At 65.7% G+C, this 26,747-nt stretch carries 21 protein-coding genes; 7 read left to right on the plus strand and 14 right to left on the minus strand.

All coding sequences use genetic code 11. The annotated features are described in order from the left end of the window. Window positions 1-28 precede the first annotated feature (28 nt). From Q8Z05_RS10890 to Q8Z05_RS10910, 5 genes are all read right to left on the minus strand, one after another. Window positions 29-922 carry a carbohydrate ABC transporter permease gene (locus Q8Z05_RS10890; RefSeq protein ID WP_305939669.1) on the minus strand — a complete coding sequence of 298 codons (894 nt, stop codon included), beginning with the start codon at window positions 920-922 and terminating at the stop codon, window positions 29-31. After that, entirely contained in the window at window positions 922-1,899 is a 978-nt protein-coding gene (locus tag Q8Z05_RS10895; RefSeq protein ID WP_305939670.1) for a carbohydrate ABC transporter permease, read from the minus strand. The genes Q8Z05_RS10890 and Q8Z05_RS10895 overlap by 1 nt, the downstream gene beginning before the upstream one ends. 13 nt (window positions 1,900-1,912) lie before the next feature. Further along, the gene (locus tag Q8Z05_RS10900) at window positions 1,913-3,235 is read right to left on the minus strand and encodes an ABC transporter substrate-binding protein (RefSeq protein ID WP_305939671.1); all 1,323 of its coding nucleotides are present in this window, start codon (window positions 3,233-3,235) and stop codon (window positions 1,913-1,915) included. Between the two features lie 107 nt (window positions 3,236-3,342). Then, complete coding sequence (locus Q8Z05_RS10905) at window positions 3,343-4,167, minus strand: hypothetical protein (protein ID WP_305939672.1); 825 nt, start codon at window positions 4,165-4,167, stop codon at window positions 3,343-3,345. Beyond that, window positions 4,164-5,258 carry a Gfo/Idh/MocA family protein gene (locus Q8Z05_RS10910; RefSeq protein WP_305939673.1) on the minus strand — a complete coding sequence of 365 codons (1,095 nt, stop codon included), beginning with the start codon at window positions 5,256-5,258 and terminating at the stop codon, window positions 4,164-4,166. The genes Q8Z05_RS10905 and Q8Z05_RS10910 overlap by 4 nt, the downstream gene beginning before the upstream one ends. A 212-nt stretch (window positions 5,259-5,470) precedes the next feature. Here Q8Z05_RS10910 and Q8Z05_RS10915 point away from each other — a divergent pair, with 212 nt between their 5' ends. Both Q8Z05_RS10915 and Q8Z05_RS10920 read left to right on the plus strand, forming a co-directional pair. Then, window positions 5,471-6,703: an ROK family transcriptional regulator gene (locus Q8Z05_RS10915; RefSeq protein WP_305939674.1), complete on the plus strand. Its 1,233-nt coding sequence runs from the start codon at window positions 5,471-5,473 to the stop codon at window positions 6,701-6,703. Window positions 6,704-6,786: 83 nt separating this feature from the next. Beyond that, window positions 6,787-7,980 (plus strand): MFS transporter, encoded by a 1,194-nt coding sequence (locus Q8Z05_RS10920; RefSeq protein ID WP_305939675.1) that lies wholly within the window; start codon window positions 6,787-6,789, stop codon window positions 7,978-7,980. 222 nt (window positions 7,981-8,202) lie between these two features. On the opposite strand, the gene aceB is transcribed toward Q8Z05_RS10920, so the two are convergent. Together aceB and aceA are read right to left on the minus strand one after the other, a co-directional pair. Further along, a complete protein-coding gene (aceB, locus tag Q8Z05_RS10925) occupies window positions 8,203-9,867 on the minus strand; it encodes a malate synthase A (protein WP_305939676.1) in 1,665 nt (554 codons plus the stop codon). 89 nt (window positions 9,868-9,956) lie between these two features. After that, window positions 9,957-11,285 (minus strand): isocitrate lyase, encoded by a 1,329-nt coding sequence (gene aceA / locus Q8Z05_RS10930; protein WP_305939677.1) that lies wholly within the window; start codon window positions 11,283-11,285, stop codon window positions 9,957-9,959. A 182-nt stretch (window positions 11,286-11,467) separates the two neighbouring features. On the opposite strand from aceA, the gene Q8Z05_RS10935 reads away from it, so the two are divergent. After that, window positions 11,468-12,955, plus strand: a complete 1,488-nt coding sequence (locus Q8Z05_RS10935) for a helix-turn-helix domain-containing protein (RefSeq protein ID WP_305939678.1) — start codon at window positions 11,468-11,470, stop codon at window positions 12,953-12,955. 184 nt (window positions 12,956-13,139) lie between these two features. On the opposite strand, the gene Q8Z05_RS10940 is transcribed toward Q8Z05_RS10935, so the two are convergent. The 3 genes from Q8Z05_RS10940 to Q8Z05_RS10950 are packed head-to-tail and all read right to left on the minus strand — an operon-like array spanning window position 13,140 to window position 16,275. Next, a complete protein-coding gene (locus Q8Z05_RS10940; RefSeq protein WP_305939679.1) occupies window positions 13,140-14,180 on the minus strand; it encodes a TAXI family TRAP transporter solute-binding subunit in 1,041 nt (346 codons plus the stop codon). After that, window positions 14,177-15,610, minus strand: coding sequence for a HAMP domain-containing sensor histidine kinase (locus tag Q8Z05_RS10945; protein ID WP_305939680.1), 1,434 nt, complete (start codon window positions 15,608-15,610; stop codon window positions 14,177-14,179). Before Q8Z05_RS10945 ends, Q8Z05_RS10940 begins: the two co-directional genes overlap by 4 nt. Beyond that, window positions 15,607-16,275 (minus strand): response regulator transcription factor, encoded by a 669-nt coding sequence (locus Q8Z05_RS10950; RefSeq protein WP_305939681.1) that lies wholly within the window; start codon window positions 16,273-16,275, stop codon window positions 15,607-15,609. Before Q8Z05_RS10950 ends, Q8Z05_RS10945 begins: the two co-directional genes overlap by 4 nt. 258 nt (window positions 16,276-16,533) lie before the next feature. On the opposite strand from Q8Z05_RS10950, the gene Q8Z05_RS10955 reads away from it, so the two are divergent. The 3 genes from Q8Z05_RS10955 to Q8Z05_RS10965 all read left to right on the plus strand — a co-directional run bounded on the left by Q8Z05_RS10955 (window position 16,534) and on the right by Q8Z05_RS10965 (window position 21,532). After that, the gene (locus Q8Z05_RS10955; RefSeq protein WP_305939682.1) at window positions 16,534-17,928 is read left to right on the plus strand and encodes an MFS transporter; all 1,395 of its coding nucleotides are present in this window, start codon (window positions 16,534-16,536) and stop codon (window positions 17,926-17,928) included. A gap of 290 nt (window positions 17,929-18,218) precedes the next feature. Further along, window positions 18,219-19,967 carry a pyruvate dehydrogenase gene (locus Q8Z05_RS10960; protein ID WP_305939683.1) on the plus strand — a complete coding sequence of 583 codons (1,749 nt, stop codon included), beginning with the start codon at window positions 18,219-18,221 and terminating at the stop codon, window positions 19,965-19,967. A gap of 272 nt (window positions 19,968-20,239) precedes the next feature. Beyond that, a complete protein-coding gene (locus Q8Z05_RS10965; RefSeq protein ID WP_305939684.1) occupies window positions 20,240-21,532 on the plus strand; it encodes a serpin family protein in 1,293 nt (430 codons plus the stop codon). Window positions 21,533-21,686: 154 nt separating this feature from the next. Here Q8Z05_RS10965 and Q8Z05_RS10970 read toward each other — a convergent pair whose 3' ends face one another. Next, window positions 21,687-22,529 carry a hydroxymethylpyrimidine/phosphomethylpyrimidine kinase gene (locus Q8Z05_RS10970; protein WP_305939685.1) on the minus strand — a complete coding sequence of 281 codons (843 nt, stop codon included), beginning with the start codon at window positions 22,527-22,529 and terminating at the stop codon, window positions 21,687-21,689. A gap of 214 nt (window positions 22,530-22,743) precedes the next feature. Here Q8Z05_RS10970 and Q8Z05_RS10975 point away from each other — a divergent pair, with 214 nt between their 5' ends. Further along, entirely contained in the window at window positions 22,744-23,439 is a 696-nt protein-coding gene (locus tag Q8Z05_RS10975) for a queuosine precursor transporter (protein ID WP_305939686.1), read from the plus strand. 106 nt (window positions 23,440-23,545) lie between these two features. On the opposite strand, the gene Q8Z05_RS10980 is transcribed toward Q8Z05_RS10975, so the two are convergent. From Q8Z05_RS10980 to Q8Z05_RS10990, 3 genes are all read right to left on the minus strand, one after another. Beyond that, window positions 23,546-24,490, minus strand: coding sequence for a hypothetical protein (locus Q8Z05_RS10980; RefSeq protein WP_305939687.1), 945 nt, complete (start codon window positions 24,488-24,490; stop codon window positions 23,546-23,548). 146 nt (window positions 24,491-24,636) lie between these two features. Further along, on the minus strand, window positions 24,637-25,953 hold the full coding sequence (gene tgt / locus Q8Z05_RS10985) for a tRNA guanosine(34) transglycosylase Tgt (RefSeq protein ID WP_305939688.1): 1,317 nt from the start codon (window positions 25,951-25,953) through the stop codon (window positions 24,637-24,639). Between the two features lie 43 nt (window positions 25,954-25,996). Next, the gene (locus tag Q8Z05_RS10990) at window positions 25,997-26,722 is read right to left on the minus strand and encodes an SRPBCC domain-containing protein (RefSeq protein WP_305939689.1); all 726 of its coding nucleotides are present in this window, start codon (window positions 26,720-26,722) and stop codon (window positions 25,997-25,999) included. Window positions 26,723-26,747 lie beyond the last annotated feature (25 nt).

A 26,747-nucleotide genomic window follows, 5' to 3' on the forward strand; every position in this document is an offset into this window, starting at 1 on the left:
TTGTTCTAAAAGAGGGTTGCGGCGCTGGTTAGCGGCCGGCGAGGGATCCGCCGATGCCGCCGACGCTGAAGTATTTGTTCAGGGTGGCGAAGACGATGACGGGCGGAAGCATCATGACCACGGCCAGGGCCATGACGGAGGTCCAGTCGGTGGCGTTCTGCTGGAAGAAGGACTGCACGCCCATGGGCAGGGTGAAGATTTCGTTGGAGCGGAGGAACACGATGGCCACGAGGTAGTCGTTCCAGGCGAGCAGGAAGGCGAAGATCGCGGTGGAGAGGATGCCGGGCAGGCTGTTGCGGAGCACCACTTTGGTGAAGGAGCCGAACACGGAGCAGCCGTCGATCCAGGACGCTTCTTCGAGGCTGATCGGGATGGAGTCGAAGTAGGCGGCCATCATCCAGGTGGCAACGGTCATCGTGGAGCCCACATAGATGATGGTGATGCCCAGCAGGTTGTCCACCAGTCCCATGCCGGCGAAGAGGATGAACAGCGGGACCACCGAGGTGATGATGGGCAGAGACTGCATGACGAACAGCAGCAGGGAGTAGCCGGAGACGGCCTTGCTGCGTCCGCGGGAGAGGACGTAGCCGGCAGGCGCGGCGACGGCTACGGAGACCACCACCGTGGAGAGCGTGGTGATCAGGCTGTTCTGCAGCCAGGTGGCGGCAAACGTTCCGGAGAAGACGCTGGCGAGGTTCTCGAAGGTCAGGCCGGTGGTGGTGCTGGTCGGACCCGGGGTGAAGGCCAGGATGACGGTGACCATGATCGGGACGAGGACGATGGCGGTGATGACCAGGATGGCAACGAACCGCCACCACTGGCCGCGGTCGCCGGCTTCGGAGAGTGTGCGGCGGGCTTTGGCGGGGCCGGCGACGCCGAGGACGGGGCCGGACTCGGGATGGGCGTGGACTGCTGCGCTCATTATTCGACGCTCGACTTTCGGATCTGGCGGTACAGGAGAACGGAAATGACCACCAGGGTCATGGTCATGAGGAAGGCAATGGCCACGCCGGGACCCGTGGCGAAGTCCTGGAAGACGGTGCGGTAGGCCAGGACCACCAGGGAGGTTGTGGCACTGACCGGGCCGCCGCCGGTGAGCAGGTAGATGGTGGGAAAGTCATTGACGCAGAAGATGGTCATGAGGATCCACGAGATGTAAGTGGAGCGGGCAATCAGCGGCAACGTGATCTGGGTGAACTGCTGGAACCGGGTGGCACCGTCCATGCTGGCGGCTTCGTAGACGGTGGTGTCCACGGAAGCCAGGGCGGCTGAAATCATCATCATCATGAACGGGAAGCTGACCCAGACCTTGAAGACCATCACGGTGATGGCGGCGAGGTTGGGATCGGCCAGGAACAGCGGCGTGCCCAGGCCGAGGTTCCGGAACAGGGACGGGATCAGGCTGTCCGGGGTGGCAACGAGCCAGTTCCACGCGGTGGAGGACACCACGATCGGCACCACCCACGGCAGGAGCAGCAGGACCTTGAACGTTGCGCCGGCGGGGATTTTGGTGCGGAGCAGCAGGGCCAGGCCCAGGCCCACCAGCCAGGAGCCGAAGACGCCCACGATGGTGAACCACAGGGTGAACTGGGCGGCTTTCCAGAACGCCGGCGAGGACAGGACGGTGGCGAAGTTCTCGCCGCCGACGAAGTTTCCGGTCTGGAGCAGGTCGCCGTCGTGGGTGGCCTGCACGCCGGCGTGGATCAGCGGGTAACCGTGGATCAGGACCAGAAGGACAACGGAGGGGAGCAGGAGCCAGAAGAACGTCCTGGTGGCCTGGGCCGAGAGTTTGCTCTTGCGGTTCACGTGCCCGGGGTCCGGGGACCCGGCCCCGGGCCCGCCGGGGGCAAGCCCGCGGCGGGCCCGGGCAAGGCCGGACGGTGCTGTGGTGGATGACATGGCAGGTACCGTTCTACTTCTTCAGGACCGATTCGAGGCCGGACTGGAAAGTCTGCAGTGCCGTCTTGGCATCGGCCTTGCCGGTCAGGATCGTCTGGCTGAACTGGTTCAATGCCTGGCCGCCGTCAAGGGCCGCGAGGTTGGCGTTGAGGGTGTTGCCCTGGGACGCGAAGGTCTTGGCGATGGGCTGCCAGTCCTTGACGATCTTGACGTTGTTGGGATCATCGGCGAATTCGGGGAGTTCCGTGATCGACTTGAAAACCGGCAGGGCGGACATCAGCTTCTGCTTCCACAGTTCCTTGAGCTGGCCCAGGTAGTACACCAGGAAGGCCTCGGATGCTTCCTGCGAGGGTGTGTTCGTGTACATCATGATGTTGTTCGGGAACACGATGGTGGCCTTGTCCCCGTGCGGGCCGGTGATGGGGTCAGCCACCAGCAGGTCTCCGGACGTGTCGCCGACGCGCTGGGGAACGTTGACCTGGAACAGGCCGTATCCGGCCTTGCCGTCCTTCCATTGTGCGGACATGTTGTCGGTGGTGTAGCTGACCGCCGCAGGATCGACAATTCCGTTGGATACGAGTTCAAGGACAAATTCCATCGCTTCCACATTGCGGTCGTTCATCAGGTCCAGCTCGCCGTCCTTGTTGAAGACGCCGCCGCCGTTGTTGACCATCATCATGATCATGGAGTGGTTGCCGTAGTTGTTGCCTGAGCCTGCGCCGGTGGTGAAGCCAAATGCACCGACCTTCTTGAGTGCTTTTCCGGCTTCCAGGAGGGACGGCCAGTCGGTGGGAAGTGCCACGTTGGCCTTCTCGAACAGCGACTTCCGGTACCAGAACACGCGCATGTCCAGCTGCCACGGAACCGCCACGTAGCCCTTGTCCGACTTGAACGGGTCCAGGACGCCCGGCAGGAAGTCGTCGAACTGGCCGTTCTCCTTCAGCTTGTCAATGACCTTGTCGGCGTACGCGATCTGGCCCTGCTGCTCGAACTGGAAGGCCTGGAAGCCGCCGCCGGTGGACACTGCCGGCCCGGTCTTGGACGCGATGGCCGAGGAGAAGGTCTGGTAGAAGTTGTTCCACTGGATGATCTGGTAGCTGGCTTTGCTGTTGGCTCCGGAGAAGCCTTCCGCGAGCTTCTTGGCAGCGTCGTTGTAGGCCGGGGTGGCCCACGGCATGTCCCAGAACTTGATCGTTCCACCCGCGCTGCCACCGCCCTGCGAAGCGGAGCCGCCGCCGCACGCGGCCAGGAGGGGCGCGGAGGCCGCGGCGGCAGCGAAGCCCAGGAACCCCCGCCGGGAGAAGGCGGAGGAAGCGATGGAAGGTTTGGTAGACACGATGGTTTCCTTTCAAGGCCCGGAGTGACTGAATGCCCGGGCCCTTCTCGACAATGAGTGGATAGTGACTTGAGGAACTGGAACTGCTGGTGGATGGGTAGGGCTGTCTAGCTGGTGAGTTGGCTGAGGAGTGACATAACGGAGGTGAACTGCGTCAGGTCGTTGGCCGGGATCCCGGAAGAAATATGTGCGTGAACCCTCGACCAGCTGGTCCGGTGGGACGACTCGTACAGTGTGGGAAGCGTCGTCGCTCCTTCTGTGGTTACTGCGCGGACTTCGGCCGGCCACGCCGCTGCGGGGTCCGGCAGAACGACGTCGGCGCGGCCGGCAGACGTCAGGATCGTGAGGCTTGCCGTGGCCGGCAGCGCGGAGGTGAGGATGCCCTGCAGCGCCACGGGCACCCCGTCTGCCACGACGCCTGCCACGGTGTAGCCGTTCCCGTTGCGCTGGACCATCCGCACGTTCCGGACGTTGATCCCGCACTGAACCAGGACGGCGAGCTGATCCTTTAGCAGGTGCACCGGATCCGTGCCGGGCGCGGCGACGGCAACCGAGTCGAGCAGGACGGCGTCCTTGAGTGCCGTGGCGATGACGCCATGCACGTTGCCGGCGGTGGGGGCCAGCGCGGTGTTGCCGGCCCATTGCTGGTCCAGCACCACCACCGAGCCGGCCGCGCCGGCCACAGCGATGAGCTCGGCGGGATCTTCCGCCACCGGCCCGGACACCACAACCCCTTTGGCTCCGTTGCGGATTGCATCGGCCGATCGTCCGGTCCAGCCCGCATGGCCGGCGACGGCGGTGACGTCAGGCGCGGCCGCAGCCGGCCCAGCAGGAGCCGGACCAAAGGACAGGGGAAGGGAAGCGACGACGGCGGACACTGCACCTGCTGCTTCAGCCTGCGGATCCGCGTGCACGGACAGCTGCGTGGTCATGCGTTGACCTCCTGGTCTGCGGGGGAGCTGGCGGCACTGCCGGTATCTACCCGGCCTGCGGCCGCGTCGGCGATCGCCAGTGCAAACTCAAGGTCATGGATCAGCGTTTCGGCCGACGGCGGTTCGCCGGTGCCGCTGGCAAGTTCAGCCAATTTGCGCCACTCGCCCTCGTAGCCGTTGTGGCCGAAGGGTCCAAGGACGGTGGTGCGACCTTCCGTGAGGATCCGGGCGGTTGCCGAGCCGGCGTGGACGTATGACGGCGTGAAGTCGATTCTCAGGGCGGCGTCGTCGCCGATTGCCTCAAACTCCCAGGACGGTTCCCAGGTGGCATTCATCGCGGCGCGGAGCTCGATGGTGACGCTTCCTGCCCGCAGGGAGATGACGTAGCCGAAGGGGCGCACGATTTCGGCGTGGAGGACCTCCACCGCCTCAAAGTCAGGGGTGAAGCGGCGGACCAGGGGAAGGTCGTGGATGGCCAGGCCCATCACGCCGCCGGTGAGCATGGCCTTGATGACTTCGGGGTCGCTGGTATCGGACCCGGGCAGCGGGACACGACCCACGATCTCGGTGGCGAAGTCCTCGAAGCGGGGGTTGGGCGGAAGGACGATCGAGGACCGGACAGTGTGCACCTGCTCCGGAAGGTCGCCCCAGGCGTCCTCCGCCGCGAGCCAGCCCGGATCGAAGGTGTGCATTGCGCCCACGATGATCGGGACGCCGGTTTCGGCTGACACGGCGGAAATTCCGGCTGCCTCTTCACCGCTCATGGCGAACGGCTTTTCGCACAGCACGGCTTTCTTGCCGGCCCGGCAGCTGGCGATGACCTGTGCTGCGTGGAACTGGTGCGGGCTGCAGATGGCCACGATGTCCACTGCCGGGTCCGCGAGGAGCTCTTCCATGCTGGTGCTGAAGTTCGCTCCGACCCGGCCGGCCACGGCCTCCGCTACGGCGGGGTCCACGTCCATGATGTGGCGGACTTCGAGGATGTTGCCCAGCCGGGCCAGGGACGGCAGGTGGATTGCCTGGGTAACAGGCCCTGCGCCGAGAATGCCGACGCCCAGGAGGGCCGGTGATGCCTGTGCTTGGCTCGACAAGTTGCTTACCTCTTTGTAATAGCTGGAGCGTTTTGTAATAGCTGGAGGTTCCCGGCGATGCCGGTCCCGGTCCAGCTCATGCTCTGGATCAGTGACACCGCTCACAGATCAAGCTAGAACCACTTTTGTCGATCGTCAAGCAAAAGTTGGAAACTTATCGTCATTCTTTCGGTGGCGTGACATGCATAAGAGCTTCGTGCTATCACTGACTCATGAGTCCAACCTCTGGAAAAGAGACCGGCACAGACGCCGGAACCGATACCGCCCCCGAGGGTGCCGGGAGCCTTTCCCGGGCCGGCGATCTCTTCCAGCTGCTCCGCGACGGCAAGGCCCGCACCCGGGCCGAGCTGGCCCTGACCACCGGCCTGGCGCGGTCCACTGTGGCGGCCCGCATCGATGCCCTGATTTCCTCAGGGCTCGTGGGGCCTGCCGGTGAGGCAAGCTCCAGCGGCGGCAGGCCGCCGTCGCGCTTTGCCTTCAACCCTGCCGCCCGCTCCGTGCTGGCAGTCGACGTCGGGGCCACGCACGTGATCGTTGCCGTCACCGACCTCGGCGGGAACGTCCTCTCCGAGCGGCGCCTGGCCCAGGACGTCGCCGACGGGCCCGAAGCGGTGCTGGGCCGCGTGGTGGAGGAAGGCAAGACACTCCTCACGGAAGCCGGCCGGACCGTTGCGGACCTCGCCGGCATCGGGATCGGGCTGCCGGGCCCGGTGGAGCACGCCACCGGCATGCCGGTGAAGCCGCCCATCATGCCCGGCTGGGACGGGTTCGACGTGGTCCGCTACGTCCAGCGCTCACTCCCGGTCCCCGTGCTGGTGGACAACGACGTCAACATCATGGCCCTCGGCGAACGTACCGCGTACTGGCCCGAACACGAGAACTTCCTCTTCATCAAAGTGGCCACCGGCATCGGTGCAGGCATCATCAGCAGCGGGGAACTCCAGCGCGGCGCCAACGGAACCGCAGGAGACCTGGGCCATGTGCGGGTTCCGCGCGGCGACGAAGTCCTGTGCCGCTGCGGCAACTACGGCTGCCTCGAAGCGTTGGCATCGGGCCCCGCCGTTGCGAGGGAACTGGCACGGCAGGGCCTCCCGGCGGAGAAGGGAGGCGATGTCCTGAGGCTCGTGGGCGAGGGCAATCTCCAGGCGATCCAGGCCCTCCGCCAAGCCGGCCGGGACGTGGGGGATGTGCTGGCCATGGTGGTCAACCTGCTGAATCCTTCGGTGATCGTGATCGGCGGCAGCCTGGGCCAGGCGGGCGACCACCTGATGGCCGGGGTGCGGGAGGTGGTTTACCGGCGGTCCCTGCCGCTGGCCACGTCACACCTGCGGATAGCCCTCTCGATGGCCGGCGACCGGGCCGCGATCCTTGGTGCCAGCCAGATGGTCACCCAACACGTGCTGTCCCCTGCCGTGATAGAAGCCACGCTGCAGGCCACGGGATAACGCCCGTCATTTGGCGGCGGCCATGATAGCAATGAAACGATGAAACCGATTTCCAGCTCCCGTACCAAGCCGCAGCCCGCCGCATGACGGCGAACATCCTCGCCAGGATTCCGCGCGGATGGATCCTGTTGGCGAGCATCGGACTCATTGCGCTGAACATGCGCGGCCCGTTCGTGGCTGTGGCCCCGGTGGTCGGCCCGATGCAGCAGGATCTCGGATTTTCCCCGGTGGAACTGGGTCTGCTGACCGGCATTCCCGTGTTGTGCTTTTCGCTGGCAGCACCGCTTGCCTCGTTCGCCGGCCGGAAATTCGGGGCGGAATTCGCCATCATGCTCACGCTGCTGGGCGTGCTGGCCGGCGTCATCGTCCGCTCCGCCGGCAACGGCGGCCTGGTGCTGTTCGGAACCGCGATCATCGGCGTGGCCATCACTATCGGTAACATCGCCGTGCCCCTGATCATCCGCCGGGACTTCTCGCCGCAGCGCCAGGGGACGGCCATGGGCATCTACACCGCCGCCCTGAACATCGGATCCACCGTGACCTCGGTGGTCACTGCGCCGCTGGCCGAGTTGGCCGGGTGGCGTCTTTCGCTGGCCGCCAGCGGGCTCTTCGCCCTGGCCGCCATCGTATTCTGGGTGATGGCGGCAGGCCGGCAGGCCTTCGTTCCGGCCCCAGCCGGGGACTCCGACCCGCGTCCGGCAGGCGGCAAGCCGGCGTCCCGCTGGATCACGGTTGGGCTGACGGCGGGCTTTGCGGGGCAGGCTTTCTCCTACTACGGCGTCACAGCCTGGCTGCCCACCTTCCTGACCGACGAACTGGGCATGGCGCCCTCCGCCGCCGGCGCCGGATCTTCGCTGTTCCAGATCCTCGCCATTGTTGGCGGCCTCGGTGTTCCGATGGTGGCCAGGTTTGCCAGTACGACGACGGTGGCGGTCACCTTGGGCCTGATGTGGCTGACCGTTCCCCTTGGACTGCTGCTGGCCCCGGAACTGTGGTGGCTCTGGTCCTCGGTGGGCGGCGCGGCGCAGGGCGGCGGCATCACGGTCATCTTCATCGCCATCATCAAACTGGCCCGCGACCAGGCCTCAGCCGGCCGGATGTCCGCCGTTGTCCAGGGCGTGGGCTACGCGGTGGGTGCTGCGGCTCCGACGCTCCTGGGCTACGTGCACGGGCTCTCCGGGTCCTGGACCAACCCGCTGCTGCTGATCCTTGTCTCCGTTTCAGCGTTCCTCCTGGGCACGACGCTCTCCGTGCGGAAGGTGCCGAAGACCCGCTGACGCGTCCGCCGTCGTCGTCCGTCACCCCACCCCCCACCACCGAGCGCGAACGGACTTAAGCCCCACACCAAAAACGCGAACGGACAGTTGAGTCCCTCAAACGAGGGCCTCAACTGTCCGTTCGCGCTTAATGGTTCTTCCGTTGCCGGGCCGCCGCCCCGGATTTCGGGGTGCCTGTTGCGAAGGGCGTGGCCGCCCGGCGAACGGAAACTCTTCGGATTCCTAGGCGGCCACGAGCTCCGCGTCCTCGACCGGCTCTTCGGAGCGGTCCCGGGCCTCGTGCAGGAAGCGGGCGTAGGCTGGCAGGGTCAGGAACGTGGGGAACGCGTCGGCCAGGGTAACTTCCTCGAAGATGTCCCGTGCGTCGGCGAAACGGTCGCCTTCAAAGCGTTCCAGCCGGGTGAATTCCTCGTCCAGCAGGTCCTCCACCCACTCCCGCGTGATGATTTCGCCGTGGTCGGTGATGGCGTGGGAGTAGATCCACTGCCACAGCTGCGAGCGGGAGATCTCCGCGGTGGCGGCGTCCTCCATCAGGTTATGGATGGCCACGGCCCCGTTGCCGCGCAGCCAGGACTCGATGTAGCGGATGCCCACCTCGATGTTGTTCCGGATGCCCTGCTCGGTGATGGTGCCCGTGGTGGAGGCGATGTCCAGCAGCGCGCGGTCGTCCGGGGTGACGTCCTCGCGGAGGCGGTCCAGCTGGTTCGGGCGGTCGCCGAGGACGCCGTCGAACACTTCGCGGCACACCGGAACCAGATCCGGGTGCGCTACCCAGGAACCGTCAAAGCCGTCGCCGGCCTCGCGGGTCTTGTCCGCACGGACCTTCTCGAAGGCGATGGCGTTGGCTTCCTCGTCCTTGCGGTTGGGGACGGCCGCGGCCATGCCGCCGATGGCCATGGCGCCGCGCTTGTGGCAGGCCCGGACCAGCTGCTCGGTGTAGGCGCGCATGAACGGGGCCGTCATGGTCACCTGCACGCGGTCCGGCAGGACGAAGCGGGGGCCGCGGGTGCGGAAGTTCTTGATCATGGAGAAGATGTAGTCCCAGCGGCCGGCGTTCAGGCCTGCCGCGTGGTCGCGGAGCTCGTAGAGGATCTCTTCCATTTCGAAGGAGGCCGTAATGGTCTCGATCAGCACGGTGGCGCGGATGGTGCCCTGCGGGATGCCCAGCAGGTCCTGCGCCAGGATGAAGATGTCGTTCCACAGGCGTGCCTCGAGGTGGTTCTCGATCTTGGGCAGGTAGAAGTACGGGCCCTTGCCCTGGGCCAGCAGGCGGCGCGCGTTGTGGAAGAAGTACAGGCCGAAGTCCACTATGCCGCCGGCGATCGGTTCGCCGTCGATGAGCATGTGCTTTTCCGGGAGGTGCCAGCCGCGGGGACGGACCACGATGGTGGGCAGTTCGCCGGCGGGGCGCAGCTTGTAGTCCTTGCCCTCGGGAGAGGTGAAGTCGATCCGGCGTTCCAGCGCGTCCGTCAGGTTCAGCTGGCCCTGGATGACGTTGCGCCACGACGGCGTGGAGGAGTCTTCCATGTCGGCCAGCCACACCTTGGCGCCGGAGTTCAGCGCGTTGATGGTCATCTTCTTGTCCACCGGCCCGGTGATTTCGACGCGGCGGTCCTCAAGGCCCGGAGCCGGGGGAGCGACGCGCCAGTTCGGATCGTTGCGGACGGACTCGGTCTCGCGGAGGAACCGCGGGTCCTGGCCCTTGGCGATCAGCGCGCGGCGGTCCCGGCGGCCCTGAAGCAGCTCCTGCCGGCGAGCCGACGTGGCCCGGTGCAGCTTGGCCACAAATGCCAAAGCATCCGGAGTAAGAACCTCGCCCTGCCGGCAAATCGGCTGCGCGGTCAAAGTTATGCCATTGATGGTGAAGTTGTCAGTGAAGCTGTTCATGAGAGGTCTCCTGGTGCAGTGCCCAACTGAGTCGCAGTAGGTGTCGTTTTGAGCCTTCAAAACGACACCTACTGCTATCTAGTTGGGGATTAGTGGAACTGGCCCTCTTCGGTGGATCCCACGAGAGCGAGGGTGGATGCGTTCGGGTTGAGCGCAGTTGCGATGTCGTCGAAGTAGCCGGTGCCGACTTCGCGCTGGTGCTTGGTCGCGGTGTAGCCGCGGGACTCGGAGGCGAATTCCTTCTCCTGGAGCTCGACGTAGGCGCTCATGCCTTCACGGGCGTAGCCGTGGGCGAGGTCGAACATCGAGTAGTTCAGGGCGTGGAAGCCGGCCAGGGTGATGAACTGGAACGTGAAGCCCATGGCGCCGAGTTCACGCTGGAACTTGGCGATGGTGGCGTCGTCCAGGTGCTTGCGCCAGTTGAACGACGGCGAGCAGTTGTAGGAGAGCATCTGGTCCGGGAACTCTGCCTTGACGGCCTCGGCGAACTTCTTGGCAAGCTCGAGGTCCGGCGTGCCCGTTTCCATCCAGATGAGGTCGGAGTAGGGTGCGTAGGCCTTGGCGCGGGCGATGCAGGGTTCGATGCCGTTGCGGACCTTGTAGAAGCCCTCCGCCGTGCGCTCGCCGGTGACGAATTCCTGGTCGCGGGGATCGACGTCGGAGGTGATCAGGGTTGCTGCCTCGGCGTCGGTGCGGGCGATGACCACAGACGGGGTGCCGGCGACATCGGCGGCCAGGCGGGCGGCGTTCAGGGTGCGAACGTGCTGCTGGGTGGGGATGAGCACCTTGCCGCCGAGGTGGCCGCACTTCTTCTCCGAAGCGAGCTGGTCCTCCCAGTGCACGCCTGCGGCGCCGGCCTGGATCATGGATTTCATGAGTTCGTAGGCGTTGAGCGGGCCTCCGAAGCCGGCCTCGGCGTCGGCGACGATCGGCACCATCCAGTCCTCGACGGTCTGGATGCCTTCGGAGAATTCGATCTGGTCGGCGCGGAGCAGCGCGTTGTTGATGCGGCGGACCACCGTCGGGACCGAGTTGGCCGGGTAGAGCGACTGGTCCGGGTAGGTGTGGCCGGAGTTGTTGGCGTCGGCGGCGACCTGCCAGCCGGAGAGGTAGATGGCGCGGAGGCCGGCCTTGACCTGCTGCACGGCCTGGTTGCCGGTGAGGGCGCCGAGGGCGTTGGTGTAGCCGCCGGTCTTGTGCTCTTCGGTGAGCTGCTTCCAGAGCTTCTCGGAACCGCGGCGGGCCAAGGTGTGTTCTTCGGAGACGCGGCCGCGGAGGCGGACGACATCCGTTGCCTTGTAGTCCCGGGTCACACCTTCCCAGCGGGGGTTGGCGGCCCACTCGAGCTCCAGTGCGGCGGCCTGCTCTGCTGTGTCCTGGCCGGACGGCTCCTGGGTGGGCTCAAATGCTGCAGTCATCTTTGTCTCCTTGTTTGTGCTCCGGGTTGTCCTGGCCGGTCCCTTTCCTGCGCCTTTGCAGTGGGGGACCGGCTGGACCGGTGCGGTGTTTCTTTCCGTGAGATCTACTTTTCTGCACTTTCAAGAGGGTTACTAGATGAAAACCATGGAAAGAAATGCACTTCTTCGCGTATGCTCAATAAATGTCGCCTACGAGCTGGAACCGCAAAGTCGCAACCCCGCCGTCGTCCCCTGCCACCCCTGAACTGGACGTCATCAGCCTCGGCCGGCGCGTCCGCCACCTGCGCAAGGCGGCGGGCATGACCCTCGATGACCTGAGCGCCGCCGTCGGCACCGCGCCGAGCCAACTGAGCCTGATCGAGAACGGGAAACGGGAACCCAAGCTGGGACTGCTGCAGCAGCTGGCGGCCGCCCTGAACGTCAGCATTGACCAGCTGCTCGGGGCGGAGCCGCCGAACCGCCGCGCTGCCTTGGAGATCGAGCTGGAACGCTACCAGCGGAGTCCCCTCTACGAGTCCCTGAACCTGCCGAAAATCCGCATCAGCTCGCGGCTTCCGATGGATGTGCTGGAGTCCATGGTGGGCCTGCAGCACGAGCTCGAACGCAGGCTCAACGAGCAGGCGGCCACCCCGGAAGAGGCCCGCCGCGCCAACGGTGCGCTGCGTGCCATGATGCGGGAACGGAACAACTTTTTTCCGGAGTACGAGGCGGAAGCGCAGAAGGTGCTGGCCTCGGTGGGTCACACCAGCGGTCCGCTGTCCCACCACGTGATCGCGGACATCGCCGGGCACCTCGGTTTCAGCCTCCACCACGTGGGTGATCTGCCGCATTCGACCCGTTCCGTGACGGATCTTAAGAACCGCAGAATTTACCTGACGCAGAACCAGCGCACCGATCACGACCCCCGTTCCGTGCTGCTGCAGGCGCTGGGACACTACGTATTGGGCCACCAGACGCCGTCGAACTACGGGGACTTCCTGATGCAGCGCGTGGCCACGAACTACTTCGCCGCCGCACTGATGCTGCCCGAGCAGGCCACCGTGGAGTTCCTGCAGAAAGCCAAGCAGGCCAAGGAAATTGCCGTCGAGGACATCCGGGACGCGTTCGCGGTGTCCTACGAGACCGCGGCGCACCGGTTCACGAACCTCGCCACGCAGCACCTGGACATCCGCACGCACTTCCAGAAGACCCACAAGAGCGGCATCATCTACAAGGCCTACGAGAACGACGGCGTGACGTTCCCGCAGGATCACACCGGCGCCATTGAGGGCCAGCCGTCATGCAAGAACTGGACGTCACGTGTGGTGTTCGACGTGCCGGACAAGTTCAGTGCATACAGCCAGTACACGGACACTCCGTCCGGGACGTACTGGTGCACCGCGCGGACCGAACGCTCCGCCACCGGCGAATTTTCCCTCTCCGTTGGCGTTCCCTATGCCCAGGTGAAGTGGTTCCGCGGGCGGGAAACCACGGAGCGGTCCAAGTCCACCTGCCCGGACGAGAACTGCTGCCGCCGTCCGCCGGCATCGCTGACCTCGGAGTGGGCGGGCAACGCCTGGCCGTCCGCCCGGGCCCATTCGCACCTGCTCGCGGCCATGCCGCCTGGCGCGTTCCCCGGTGTGGACGAGACCGAGGTGTACAGCTTCCTGCAGGCACATTCGGGGAGCTGAGGACGCTGACGACGGCGGCCGTGCCCCGCCGTCGGTTCCTTACGGGACTGAGGTGCGGCACCGCCGTCGTCCGTCCCCGGACGCTCTCTCACTTCCTGCAGCTTTTTGGCCAACGCTCTCTCACTCTCTTGAGGAAAGTGAGAGAGCGTTGCCGTATTTGTTGCATTAGGTGAGAGAGCGTTTGTTAGCCGTGCAGCTCCCGGTAGGCGTCGGCTGCCGCCGGGTGGAGCGGCAGGCCGGCCGTGTTGATCAGCGATTCCGGGCTCAGGAACTGGACTCCCAGGCTGGAACGGGGGATCAGTTCCTCTGCATGGTCCACCAGCAGTTCGACGGTCTTTGTCACAGTGCGGTCATCCAAGTCGCTCCGGCACAGGAGCAGGTTCGCCACCCCAACGGTCCAGATGGCCGGAATGCCCTCGTAGGCGCCTTCAGGGATCAGCACGCGGTCGTAGAAGCTGCCGTACGTGGTCCGCAGCGCCGGCAGCAGCGGGGAGAGGTCCAGGAACCCGAGCCCGACGTCCCCGTGGGTGGCGGCAATGGCGGCTGTCGGCACACCACCGGACCAGAACAGCGCATCCACGGACCCGTCCCGCAGCGCGGCCAGCCCTGCATTGAGCCCGAGGTTCAGGACGGCGACGGTCTTCCCGGGGGCGGCGACGCCGGCGGCGGGGGTTTCGCTCTCGGCAACCGAAACCAGTCCGGCAGCCTCAATCAGGCGCGGAGTGGTGAGTGACGTCCCTGAACCGGGCTCACCGACAGCCACGGTTCTGCCTGCCAGTTCCGTGAGGTTGCGGATACCGCTGGCCTTCCGGACCACGCAATGGACGTAGTTTTCGTACACCCTTCCGATGGCTGTGATTCGAACGTCTGACGTGCTGTGCGCCTCGCTGGTTTGAGCTGCGGCATCGGCCAGCGCGACGGCGAACGTGGCCTGCCCGGTCAGCAGCTGCTCCAAGTTGTCCAGACTTCCCCCGGTAGTCAGCGCTGTCGCATTGCCGGCCACCCCGTGCCGCCGGAGGGACTGGGCCAGCAGCGTGGCGAATTCAAGGTAGAAGCCTCCCGGCTCACCCCCGGCGACAGTTACGGTGCCTGGATTGTCCTCAGCAGTGCAGGCGTTCAGGGCCGGGATCGTCAGCCCGGCCAGCCCCGCCAGCCCTGCGGCCAGGCCGGCCTTGAGGGCGGCTCTCCGCGGCGGGAAGTCTCCGGTCAGGTCAGTCACGGTCATGAAGCGGCCTCCGGCCCCAGGGAAGCCGCGGCGTGCGGGAACTCGATGCTCGCTATCAGGCCGTGCGGGGACGCTTCCGCCAACAGCAGGCGGCCCCCGTTGGCCCCGGCCAGTTTGTCCACGATGGTCATGCCAAGGCCGTTGCCGCGGATGTCCCGGTGCTGCGGGGACCGCCAAAACCGGTTGGTGGCAGCAGCCCGCTCTTCGGCGGAAAACCCGGGGCCGCCGTCGGACACTTCAACGGCAACCGCGTCCGTGCGTACGCGGACTGCCACCGATATCCGGGAACCGGCGGCGTACTTGATGGCGTTGTTGATCAGTTCCCCCGCCATCTGGGCCAGCTCGGCGGCGTTGCAGGCGATGTGAGCCGAAGGGTCCGGCGGATCCTCCAGCAGGATGGAAGAGCCGCTGCGCCGGGCCGCAGGTCCCGCCCGTTCGGTTTCTTCCTGCAGGACAGGGTAGGGATCAATGACTGCGGGCAGCCCCGGTGAAGCTGTCCCCGGCGGGCCTCCGGCAGAGTCTTCGAAGGCCCGGTGCTCGGCCGCGGCCAGCCTCAGCACCCCGTCCAGGATCTCCTCCACGCGTTCCAGTTCTGCCACCACTCCTGCCGCCGCCTGGTGTTCGCGGGCTGTTTGCAGTTCAAGCTGCAGTAGGTCGATCCTCAAGCGCAGGGCGCCCACGGGGTTCCGCAGCTGATGCGACGTGTCGGCAATCAGCTGGCGCTGGGAGTCGATACTGTCGCTGACCGTCCGGGCCATTCTGGTGAAGGAACGGCTCAGCTCGCGCAGCTCCGGTGGCCCGTCCTCCGGAAGCCGGCCGGCCCGGCCTGTTGCTTCAAGCTCCGTCACGGCCGAATTCAGGCGGTGCACAGGACGCAGCACCCAGCGGGTCACGCGGGCTGCACCCAGGAGAAGCACGGCAGCGAGGGCGGCCGCGGCTACTCCGACGAGGAGCCACCGTTCACGCAGCTTCTGCCGGGCCGCGTCCAGGTTGACCTCAAGGACCGCCTCGCCAAGAACCTGGCTGGCACTGCCGAATGACCGTGAAATCACCTCGGACCCGGTTCCGAACGGCTGGATCGGACTGAGTGTGGTGTCGCTGAGGTTGAGCTTTGCCCGGGCAACAGCGTCCCGGACGTCCGCCCGGTCCTCGCTCAGGCCGCCCGAGCGCAGGGTTCCTTGCTGGAGGCGGATCAGCACCCCCTCGCCGTACAGCTCCGAGTATCTGTCCATCTCCGTCTGCAGCTGGGTGGATTCACCGTCGGTTGCGGCATCGAAGGCCACCTGCGCGAGCCTGTTGAGGGCAGCCGCCCGGTTGATCTGGAGCTCCTGGGTGAGCTCCCTGCTGGCCGAGGTCAGGATGGCCGTGGAGGCGAAGATAACGATGAGGACGGACAGCACACTCAGGATTCCGAGAACGCGCAGCTTCACGCAGAATCCGCCTCGACCCGATAACCCACACCACGCACGTTGATGATGAAGCCGGGCAGCTGGAGCTTCGCACGGAGGCCCGTCAGGTGCACGTCAAGGGACCGTGAGGACGCCACGAAGGCATCCCCCCAGAGCGCGTCCAGGATTTGTTCCCGGGTGACCACGGACCCTGCATGCCTGGCCAAAAGAGCGAGCAGGTCGAACTCCGTGGCCGTCAAGGACAGGACCCTGGGGCCGACGGCGGCCACACGCCGTTCAAGGTCCACCTCGAGTTCCCCGAGGACGATGCTGCGCTGCCGGCTGTCCCTTGCACGGACTGCACGGCGTGCCACGGCTTCGATGCGGGCCAGCAGCTCAACCAGTTTCACCGGCTTGACGAGGTAGTCATCGGCTCCCGACCGCAGGCCAAGGACCACGCTGCGTTCATCGTCCCTTGCAGTGAGTATGAGGATCGGGACCGCCGTGACCTGGCGGAGCTTGCGGAGCACCTCGAGGCCGTCCATGTCCGGCAGGCCCAGGTCCAGGAGGATGACCTCAAATCGCCGGTGCTCCAGGAGCGCGTCAGCCCCGCGGGCAACCCGGGAGGCCTTGTGTCCGGCGGAAACCACCGCCGCGTCAAGGGCGGACGCCATGGCGTCGTCGTCCTCGACGATGAGCACATCCATTCCCTGGTCCTGTCCGTTGACGGGGCAACTTCGATCTGCCCGCTGTGGAGATTATCCCCTGTACCGGCGAAACCTAAGGAACTGTTAGGAATTCCCCCTCCACGTTGGCTGTGCGGTGGATCACCAATAGCTTGGATGGGGTCCCCGGCTTTTTGCCCAGGACCATCAATGTCGAGGAGGAACCATGGGCAACGTTGCCGTGGACAGCAGGAAAGCGAGCCCGGACGCTGTGGCGGCGCCGGCCAGGAAGGTTCAGCGATGAGCACCCAGCAAGCAGAAATCCAGAGCGAGGCAGCCCAGACCCGCCGTGCCGTGAGCAACATCCTCAAAGGCTCGGCCGGCAACCTGGTGGAGTGGTACGACCTCTACGTCTACACAGTCTTTGCCGCCTACTTCCAGTCCCACTTCTTCAACTCCAAGGACGAGCTGCAGGCCGGCCTTGAGGCGATGGCCGTCTTCTCGACGTCGTTCCTGATGCGCCCCATCGGCGCCTGGTTCTTCGGCCGCTATGCCGACCGCAAGGGCCGCAAGGCGGCGTTGACGCTCAGCGTGACGCTGATGTCCGCGGGATCCTTCGCCATCGCGATCCTGCCCACCACCCAGCAGGTCGGCGTCTGGGCCCTGGTGCTGCTGATCCTCATCCGCCTGGTCCAGGGCTTCTCGGTGGGCGGCGAATACGGGACCAGCGCCACGTACATGTCCGAGGCCGCCACGTCCAAGCGCCGCGGCTTCTTCTCCAGCTTCCAGTACGTCACCCTGATCGGCGGCCAGATGATGGCACTCCTGGTCCTCGTCATCCTGCAGAACGCCATGCCCAAGGGCGACCTCACCGAGTGGGGCTGGCGTATTCCGTTCGCCATTGGCGGCGTGGCTGCGCTGGTGGTCCTGTGGCTGCGGCGCTCGATGGAGGAAACCGTCTCTGAGGAGCAGGTGGAGGCCGCCAAGATCCCGGCAGCCGCGGGCGTGGCACAGCCGGGCACCATGAAACTGCTGTTCACGCAGTACTGGAAGCCCCTCTTGATCTGCATCGGCGTCACCCTCGGCGGCACGGTGGCGTTCTACACGTACACCAACTTCATCCTGAAGTTCATGAACGATACGTCCGGCATCGCCAAGACCGACACCTCGGTGATCAACTTCTGGGCCCTCTTCATCTTTATGCTGCTGCAGCCCGTCTACGGCCTGATCTCGGACAAGGTGGGCCGCAAGCCGCTGCTGCTGTGGTTCGGTATTACCGGTGTCCTCTTCACCTGGCCTCTGCTGTCAACCCTCTCCAACACCAAGGATCCCTTTACGGCGTTCCTGCTCATGATGGGCGGCCTCTTCATCGTTGGCGGCTACACGTCCATCAACGCCCTGGTGAAGGCGGAACTGTTCCCGGCGTCCATCCGCGCACTTGGGGTCGGCCTCGGCTACGCGATCGCCAACTCGCTCTTCGGCGGTACAGTTCCCCTGATCGGCGCCGCGTTCCAGAAGGCCGAGCGGGTGGACCTGTTCTTCACGTACGTCACCGTCGCCATCGCCATCTCGCTGGTGGTCTACGTCTTCGCCCTCAAGAACAAGAAGGCCACCCACCTGGACCGCGAACAGGGCGACGCCTGGACGAAGCCCGCCAAGGACGACGACAAGGACAAGGACCTCATCAACGTCTGATCCCGGTTCAGCACGGAAGTGAAAGGACGACGGCGGGTGCCCGCCCGCCGTCGTCCCCTCACCACCCCAGGACGCTCTCTCAGATCCTGCAGGAAAACCCTGGACGCTCTCTCACTTTCTTATGGAAAGTGAGAGAGCGTCAGGGTTTTGTTGCGTTAAGTGAGAGAGCGTCCGGGTTTTGGGTGCATTAAGTGAGAGAGCGTCCGGGGCCTTGTGCTCACGGAGCGTTCAGGTGGGCGGACTATATTGGCCGTGTCAGCCCATCAACCTGATCGCGGGAGTGTGCACTCATGGCCAAGGAACTCGCCACCCAGCTCATTGAACAACTCCAGGCTGCCGGCGTGCAGCGAATTTACGGGATCGTGGGGGACAGCCTCAACCCGATCGTCGACGCCGTCCGCAAGACCGGCGGCTCCGGGCAGGGCGGCATTGACTGGATCCACGTCCGTCACGAAGAGGCAGCCGCCTTCGCCGCCGCGGCCGAAGCCCAGCTGACCGGCAACCTGGCCGTCTGCGCCGGTTCCTGCGGTCCCGGCAACCTGCACCTGATCAACGGCCTGTACGACGCCAACCGCTCAGGAGCGCCGGTCCTGGCCATCGCCTCGCACATTCCGAGCAAGCAGATCGGCAGTGGCTTCTTCCAGGAAACCCATCCGGACCGTCTGTTCAACGAATGCTCGGTGTACTCGGAGCTTGTCAGCACAGCGGAGCAGGCGCCGCGGGTCATGCACAGCGCCATCCAGCACGCCATCGGGCTCGGGGGAGTCGCCGTCGTCACCCTTCCCGGCGACATCGCTGGCCTGGAAGCGACCGGCGAGACTCCGCTGCCGGCGACGTTCCGCCGCGCCACGCTGATTCCCGACGCCGCGAGCGTCCGCGAACTCGCCGAGGCAATCAACGCAGCGGACAAGGTCGCCATCTTTGCCGGCGCCGGAACCCAGGGCGCCCATGACGAAGTGGTGGCCCTCGCGGAAGTCATCGGCGCCCCGATCGGCCACTCGCTGCGGGGCAAGGACTTCATGCAGTACGACAACCCCTACGACATCGGCATGACCGGGCTGCTGGGCTACGGCGCCGCGGCCGAGGGCATCGAGGACGCCGACCTGCTGATCCTGCTCGGCACCGACTTTCCGTACGACCAGTTCCTTCCCGGCACCCGCACGGCCCAGGTGGACCGGGCCGCCCACAAGCTGGGGAGGCGGACCGACGTCGACATCGCCGTCCATGGCGACGTGCTGCCCACACTCGCCGCACTGAAACCCCTGCTCACCCCGAAAAAGAGCAGGCGCTTCCTCAACCAGATGCTCAAGAAGCACGATCGGCTGATGAACAAGGCCGTGGGCGCCTACACCCGCAAGGTGGAGAAGAAGCAGCCGATCCACCCGGAGTACGCGGCGTCCCTCCTGGACCAGGTGGCGGCGGAGGACGCGGTCTTCACGGCGGACACCGGGATGTGCAACGTCTGGACTGCGCGGTACATCAACCCGCTGGGCACGCGCCGGCTGATCGGCTCCTACCTGCACGGTTCCATGGCCAACGCGCTGCCCCACGCGATCGGCGCGCAGCTGGCCTACCCCGGCCGCCAGGTCATTTCGGTGTCCGGGGACGGCGGCTTGTCCATGCTGCTGGGCGAGCTCATTACCGTTGCGGCGCACCGGCTCCCGGTCAACGTGGTGGTGTTCAACAACTCCACGCTGGGCATGGTGAAACTGGAGATGCTGGTAGACGGCCTGCCCGATTTCGGCGTGGACGTCCCCGATGCCGACTACGCCGCCGTCGCCCGCGCCCTCGGTTTCCACGCCGTCCGCGTCACCGACCCGGCCCGCATCGAGGACGCCTACCGGGAAGCCTTTGCGCATCCGGGACCCTCGCTCGTTGAGCTCATCACGGACCCGAAGGCGCTCTCCATTCCGCCCAAGATCACCGGCTCGCAGGTCCTGGGCTTTGCGACCGCCATGTCCAAGGTGGTCCTCAACCGCGGCGCCGGCGAGGCCGTGAGCATGGCGCGGAGCAACCTGCGCAACATCCCCCGGCGGTAGGCGGGCGCACTACGGCGGCGTCCCGCCGTCGTCCGTTTCCGACGGCGGCACGTAACCGCGGCGAAGGAACCGGGAGAGCGTTGCTGGAATCGTTGCGAAAAGTGCGAGAGCGTTGGTGGGGCGAGACCAAAACGACCGCAAACCGTGACCCTACGGGCATCGTCCTGCCGCGGGCAGGCTGGTTGACTGAAGGAAGACGGGCGGATTCCCGCCAGGCGCCGGCAAGGCAGGTCCCAGTGGCAGGTCCAAGGGGCAGGTCCAAGGGGGAGAAAATGAAGACATTCCGCGTGGCCAGGATCGCTACGGCCGGCGCCCTGGTGGCGCTCACCGCATGTTCGGCGTCGTCGCCGGAGCTGCTGAAGGCCGACGGCGTGGAGCGGGTTTCGGTGGACCGCGCGGCTTATGCTGCTGAACTGCGCTCCTTCCGGGCCTCCGCTTTCGGGCTAGGCGAGGCCCTGCTGGCCGACGGAGGCGACGCCTCCAACGGGAACGTGGTGTCCTCGCCCGGGAGCCTGCTGATTGCGCTCGCGATGCTTCGCTCCGGTGCGTCGGGCGGGACGGCGGCGGAGATGGACAGCGTCCTGCAACTTCCCCTGGAGAACCGCGATGAGGCCATGAACGCGCTTCTCAGCTCGCTCGAGAAGTTCGACGGCGACCCCGGCACAGTGGATGAGGACAATCCGCCGCGGAAACCGGTCATGCATGCCGCCAACGGGCTGTTCGTGGACAAAGGGGTGCCCACCGGTGAGTCCTTCCTGGACACTCTGGCCCGGCACTACGGAACCGGTGTGTATCCCGTGAACTTCAGCGATGAAGGTGCAACGAAACCCGCCATCGATGCCTGGGTCAACAGGAACACTGGCGGCCGGATCAAGGAAGCCCCCGCGAAATACGACCCGGACAATACGTTCAGCCTGCTCAATTCCCTGTACTTCGCGTCCGCCTGGAGTGCGCCGTTCGACCCGAATGACACCTCCGATCTGCCCTTCACCACAGCTGCCGGCGACGAAATCGAGGCGCCTGCAATGCACAACGAGTTGAAGATGAAGTACGCGGAAGGGGCCGGCTGGCAGGGTGTGGACCTTCCCTACGCCGACGGGTTCGTGATGCGCCTCGTCCTGCCGGATTCGGGCGCTGCTGCAGGATCCCGCCCCTCCTCCGCGGCCTTCGACGCCGCCAAGCTCACGGAGATTGCGGACGCCGTTGATACTGCGCCACTAGAGACCGTGCAGATCCAGCTGCCCCGCTGGGACCACAAGTGCAGCTTTGACCTACGGAAGGTGTTTGAGTCGCTTGGCCTGCAGAAAACGCTGGCAACCACCGAGGACTTCGACAATATCCAGCCCAGGATGATGATCACCCAGGCCGCGCAGGCTGCGAACATCACGGTCGCCGAAAAAGGTACCGTTGCCGCCGCCGTCACGCAGATCAACGGAGCTGTGACCAGTGCGCCGCCGCAGCCCGAGCGGACTATCGTCTTCGACCGGCCGTTCCACTACCAGATCGTGCACAACGAAACCGGGCTCCCGCTGTTCATGGGAACGGTGGCCGACCCCCGTTCCTGATCGGACGCTCTCTCAGATCCTGCCGCCTAATGCACGACGCTCTCTCACTTTCTTGAGGAAAGTGGGAGAGCGTCGCGGGTTTTCGTGCGGAAAGTGAGAGAGCGTCGTATAAGGAACCAGCGGAAAGTGAGAGAGCGTCCAGGGAGGGGGAGGGCTAGCGCGGGCCGCCCTGCCAGAGGGCGTCGAACGGCGCGCCGGAGGCGACGCGGTTGCGGATCCCGGCAGTCACGAATTCCTTCGCCGTGCGGGCAGCCTCAAGCGGGGATGCACCCTTGGCCAGCTCGGCGGTCACGGCGGCGGCCAGGGAGCAGCCGGCTCCGGACACTGCCACGTCGCCCACTTTGGGGGCGGAGAGGATTTCCAGCGTGTCGCCGTCGTAATAGACGTCGACGGCGTCGGGCCCCGCCAGGCGCACGCCGCCCTTGGCCAGCACTGCGGCGCCGCTCAGCTCGTGGATGCGGATGGCTGCGGCCGTCAGGGAGTCGACGTCCGTGATCTGCAGGCCGGACAGCGACTCGGCCTCGAAGTGGTTGGGCGTGACAAACGTGGCCAGCGGCAGGATCTGCGCCTTCAGTGCCTGGTCCGTGTCCAGTGCGTGGCCCGGCTCCTGGCCCTTGCAGATCAGCACCGGGTCCAGCACCACGTTGGCGAACCCGTTGGCTGCCAGCGCCGAGGCCACGGTCGAAATGGTGGCAGGGCTGCCCAGCATGCCGATCTTCACGGTGTCCAGAACGGACGGCGCGCCTGAAGCGGCGCCGTATGCCGCCGTCGTCGCCTCCAACTGGTCCGCGATGACCTGCTGGTCCACGGGGACAAAACGGTGGTTCCAGTTGTCGTTCGGGTTGAAGGAGACGATGCAGGTCAGGTTGGCAATGCCGAACACACCCAGTTCCTGGAACGTCTTGAGGTCGGCCTGTGCACCGGCACCGCCGGTCGCTTCGGAGCCGGCAATGGTCAGGGCGACGGCGGGGAAGGTCTCAACAGTGGCGGAAGTCATCCACCCATACTGCCACCGTGCCCAACGGGGCCGCATTGTGCGTTCGACCAATCTGACCATTCGAAGGTGTCCAGCATAATGGTGCGAGAATGGAAGACGGTTCCGGCGGACGCACGTCGCGGGAACCCTCCCAGTGCTAATACAGCCGGCCGCTGCAGCGATCGCCACCGCGATCTTCCGGGCAGCCGCGCGAACCACTCCGAATGGATCACCCATGACTTCCGCCAAGACTTTCCCCGCCTCCGCGGCGCCGAAATTCGCCTCGATCGGTTCCCCCTACTTCGGCATCATGCTGGCTTGCATGGCGGTAGTGCTGATCCTGTCCAACATCGGGGCATCAAAGGGCGTGGCGATCGGCCCGATCATCACGGACGGCGGCTTTTTCCTCTTTCCGCTGGCCTACATCCTGGGCGACGTCATCAGCGAGGTCTACGGGTTCAAGGTGGCGCGCAGGGCCATCATCACCACGTTTGCCCTGTCCGTCTTCGCCTCCGCCTGCTACTGGGTGATCATCGCGCTGCCCGGCTTTGACGATGAGTTCGGCGCCTCGAAGCAGGCCGCACTCGAGGGCGCGCTGGGGCCGGTTCCGCAGATTGTCCTGGCCTCGCTGCTGGCGTTCCTGGCCGGCCAGACCATCAACTCCTGGATCCTGGTGAAGATGAAGGCCCGCACGGGCGAGAAATCCCTCTGGGCCCGGATCATGAGCTCATCGGTCGCCGGCGAATTTGTGGACACGCTCATCTTCTGCAGCATCGCGGCGTCGGTCATCGGCATCACGGACTTCGGCACCTTCGTGAACTACGTGGTGGTCGGCTTCCTCTACAAGACCCTGGTGGAGTTCGCGTTTGTGCCGCTGACCTCGCTTGCCATCGGCTGGGTGAAGAAGCGCGAACCGAGCTACGGGGCGTAGGACTCCCGGCTCCCAGTCGCCGAAGTCGCCGGAAAGGTGCCGGTTCGCCGGAAGTTTGCGGCGAGTTCGCACCGTTCCGGCGAACTCGGAACAAAGAGCCGCGGGCTCAGGGCATACGTGGGCGGCCGGCCAAGGCCCGGAGGACACGGTTCTTGAATTCCTGCTCCCGGAACAGGTCCTTCCACTCGACCCGGACGAAAAGCCATCCTTCCTCCGTCAATGCCTTCTCGCGGAGACGTTCCTGGAAGAGCACCTCGCCGGTGGGCTGGAAGTCGAAGTACTTGAGCCTGCCGTCGAACTCCAACGCGACCTTCTCCTCCTTCCAAGCGAAGTCCAGGCGGTGCCTCCCGGCTCGGCTCGTGACCTCAACCTGCGGCTCCGGAAGTCTGATCTTCAGTCGGAGGAGCAGTTCCCGGGTCAGCGTCTCGCCGGGGGACTCCGAGCGGGGGTCGGCTGCGGCCAGGACTCGACGGAAGGTCCGGACACCCCGCCGCCCGTCCAGTGAATCCGCCATTTCCTGCAGCAATGACCGGTTGGCGCCGAGGCGCAGAGCGTGGTCCATCACGATGAGCGCTTGCCGATAGTTCAGCATCATGCAGCAATCCGCAGCAGTCCTCTCTATCGAGGTGGTCGGCAGGCCGCCCACCGATGTCACCTCGTTGTGGGCGAACGGGCGCGTATGGCACTGCACATCCTTGCCGTGGCGCTCACTCGACGGGCGCACGCGCTGTAGAAGATGGATTACGTCATCCACGTTCCAGAGGTGGAGTCGGTGAAGCCGTGCGGCGGAAGTGTGGCTGCAGGCAAAGCCGCCTGCCGACGTCGTGCGTGTTCCGTGCGCATGGGCGTAAATCAACTGCCGGCTCCGGACGCGAGGGGACTGGGAGTTCCAAGTGCTGGCGCGGACATAGCAGCCGTAGCGCAGCCGGACAAGGGAACCGGTATCCACCAGGGATTTGATAGATCGCGAGCCAAAGCCGAGGTCGATGAGCTGGTCCGTGCGCCAGAGGTTGCCTGTCGCCGGGAGCGTGGGGGTGGTGTGAGGAGGCATGGGATTAGCTTCCGGCGCCGCTGAACCTCCCGGGAGGCCCCGACCTCGTTATGTGGAAAACGCGAGGTCGCCGGAACCCTGCGAGATCGCCGTAGGCTTCCGGCGACGTCGAACGTTTCCGGCGATTTCGACGGCGGTGCCCGCCCCTAGGAGTAGTAGCGCCCCAGGGTCTCGGCCTTGAAATCGAAGAAGTTGCCGGCCTCGATGGCAAGCCGGGCGTCGTCCACCATCTTCACCACGAAGCGCTCGTTGTGGATGGAGATGAGCGTTGCCGAGACCATTTCCTTGGCCTTGAACAGGTGGTGGATGTAGGCCCGGGAGTAGTTCAGGCAGGCGTAGCAGTCGCAGCCTTCCTGCAGCGGACCGAAGTCGCGTTTGTACTTGGCGCCGGAGAGGTTGAACCGCCCGTCCGGGTGATAGAACGCCGAGTTGCGGGCCACCCGGGTGGGGGAGACGCAGTCGAAGGTGTCCGCACCGTTCTCGATCGCGGTGAAGATGTCGTCCGGCTCGGAAATGCCCAGCAGGTGCCGCGGCTTGTCCTCCGGCAGTTCCTCGTTGCACCAGCGCACAATCGTGCCCAGATTGTCCTTCTCCAGCGCCCCGCCGATGCCGAAGCCGTCGAAGTTCATGGCACCGAGGTCCCGGCAGGCCTTGCGCCGCAGGTCCTCGTACTGGGCTCCCTGGATCACGCCAAAGAGCGCCTGGTAGGGCTTTCCCGCCCGCTCGGATGTAAGCCGGAAGTGCTCGGCAAGGCAGCGTTCGGCCCAGCGGCGGGTGCGTTCCAGCGACTCCTCCTGGTAGCCGCGGGAGTTCTGCAGCGTGGTGAGCTCATCGAACGCGAACATGATGTCCGCGCCGATCTGGTGCTGGACGTTCATGGAGATCTCGGGGCTGAAGCGGTGCCGGTCGCCGTTGAGGTGGCTCTTGAACCACACGCCCTCCTCGTCCACGTGGGCCAGGCGTTCCTTGCCGGGGGCGACGGCGTCATCCGGGACTGCCGCGTCCGCGGCAGACACAGTCTTCATGTCGATGACCTTTTTGAACCCCGAACCCAGGCTCATCACCTGGAACCCGCCGGAGTCCGTGAAGGTGGGCCCGCGCCAGTTCATGAAGGCACCGAGTCCGCCGGCTTCGTCCAGGATGTCCGCCCCCGGCTGGAGGTACAGGTGGTAGGCGTTGGCCAGCACCGCCTGCGCGCCGAGTTCGGCAACGGACTCGGGCAGCACTGACTTCACGGTGGCCTTGGTGCCCACGGCGATGAACGCCGGCGTCTGGATCTCGCCGTGCGGAGTGCTGATGGTGCCGGTCCGGCCCAGGAACCCACCGCCGTTGGCGGCCACCTGCTCCGGCGTCGGCGAGCACGTCTCGCTCAGCCGCTTGCCCACGGTAAAGGAAAACTCGGACTGCAGGGCCGGGGCACCCGGCTCGAGAGGCGGGCGTGAGGGGTCAGTATTGGCTGGCACGGTTCAAGTGTGCCAGCTTGTTCCGGGGAAACTTAGCCCGGCGTCAGTGCACGGGGTCCGATGTGGGATAGTTCTCAGCGCGCCAGTTGTCCCAGCTGGTGCGGATTTCCTCGAGCCGGTGCGCCCCCAGGTCGTAGGTGGAGATGATCGCCATGGATCCGCCGTCGGGCCTCACTTCGGCGATGGGCGGCTGGTCGGCCACGATCAGGAGGCCGTCGCCGTGTTCGGCGTAGCTGTGCACCGTGAGCCCCACCTGGTGGTTGGTCCGGTACCAGACCTTGCCGGAGATCTCCTCGCCGGTGGGCAGTGTCAGCGAGTACGGCTCACCCGGCTTCGGGATGTCACGGAGGCCTAGCTTGTCGATCGCCGAGCCGTCCCCGCCCGGAACGGAGAAGAAAGCTGTGCGGCGCTTGCCGTGCGGGTGGTGTTCCAGGGCGAAGCGGAGCTGCTGGAGGAACGTCAACCAGCTCTGGGTGATGTCCTCGTCCCAGGCAGCCCACTCGGAATTGTGGTCCAGGGCGGCCCGCGTCACGCTCACCTCAGTGCCGGTGGGAACGGGCTTCAGGGAGAACTCGTCGCCGCCGTCCACGGTCAGGCTCGTGTGGTCGGGGCCTTCGACCACGGTGTCCTTGAAATAGATCTCGTTGATTTCGGCGGCAAGGTCGTCGGCTTCCCAGCCGTGCCACTGGGCAACTCTTGCCGGTTCGCGCAGCATTGTCCAAACCTGCTGCGCATCGGAGTTGATCACAACGCTCAGATTGTTCGTCATGGGGTGAATCTACAACTCCCGGCGC

Origin of the sequence: Arthrobacter oryzae (genome assembly GCF_030718995.1) — a bacterium.
GTDB lineage: Bacteria > Actinomycetota > Actinomycetes > Actinomycetales > Micrococcaceae > Arthrobacter > Arthrobacter oryzae_C.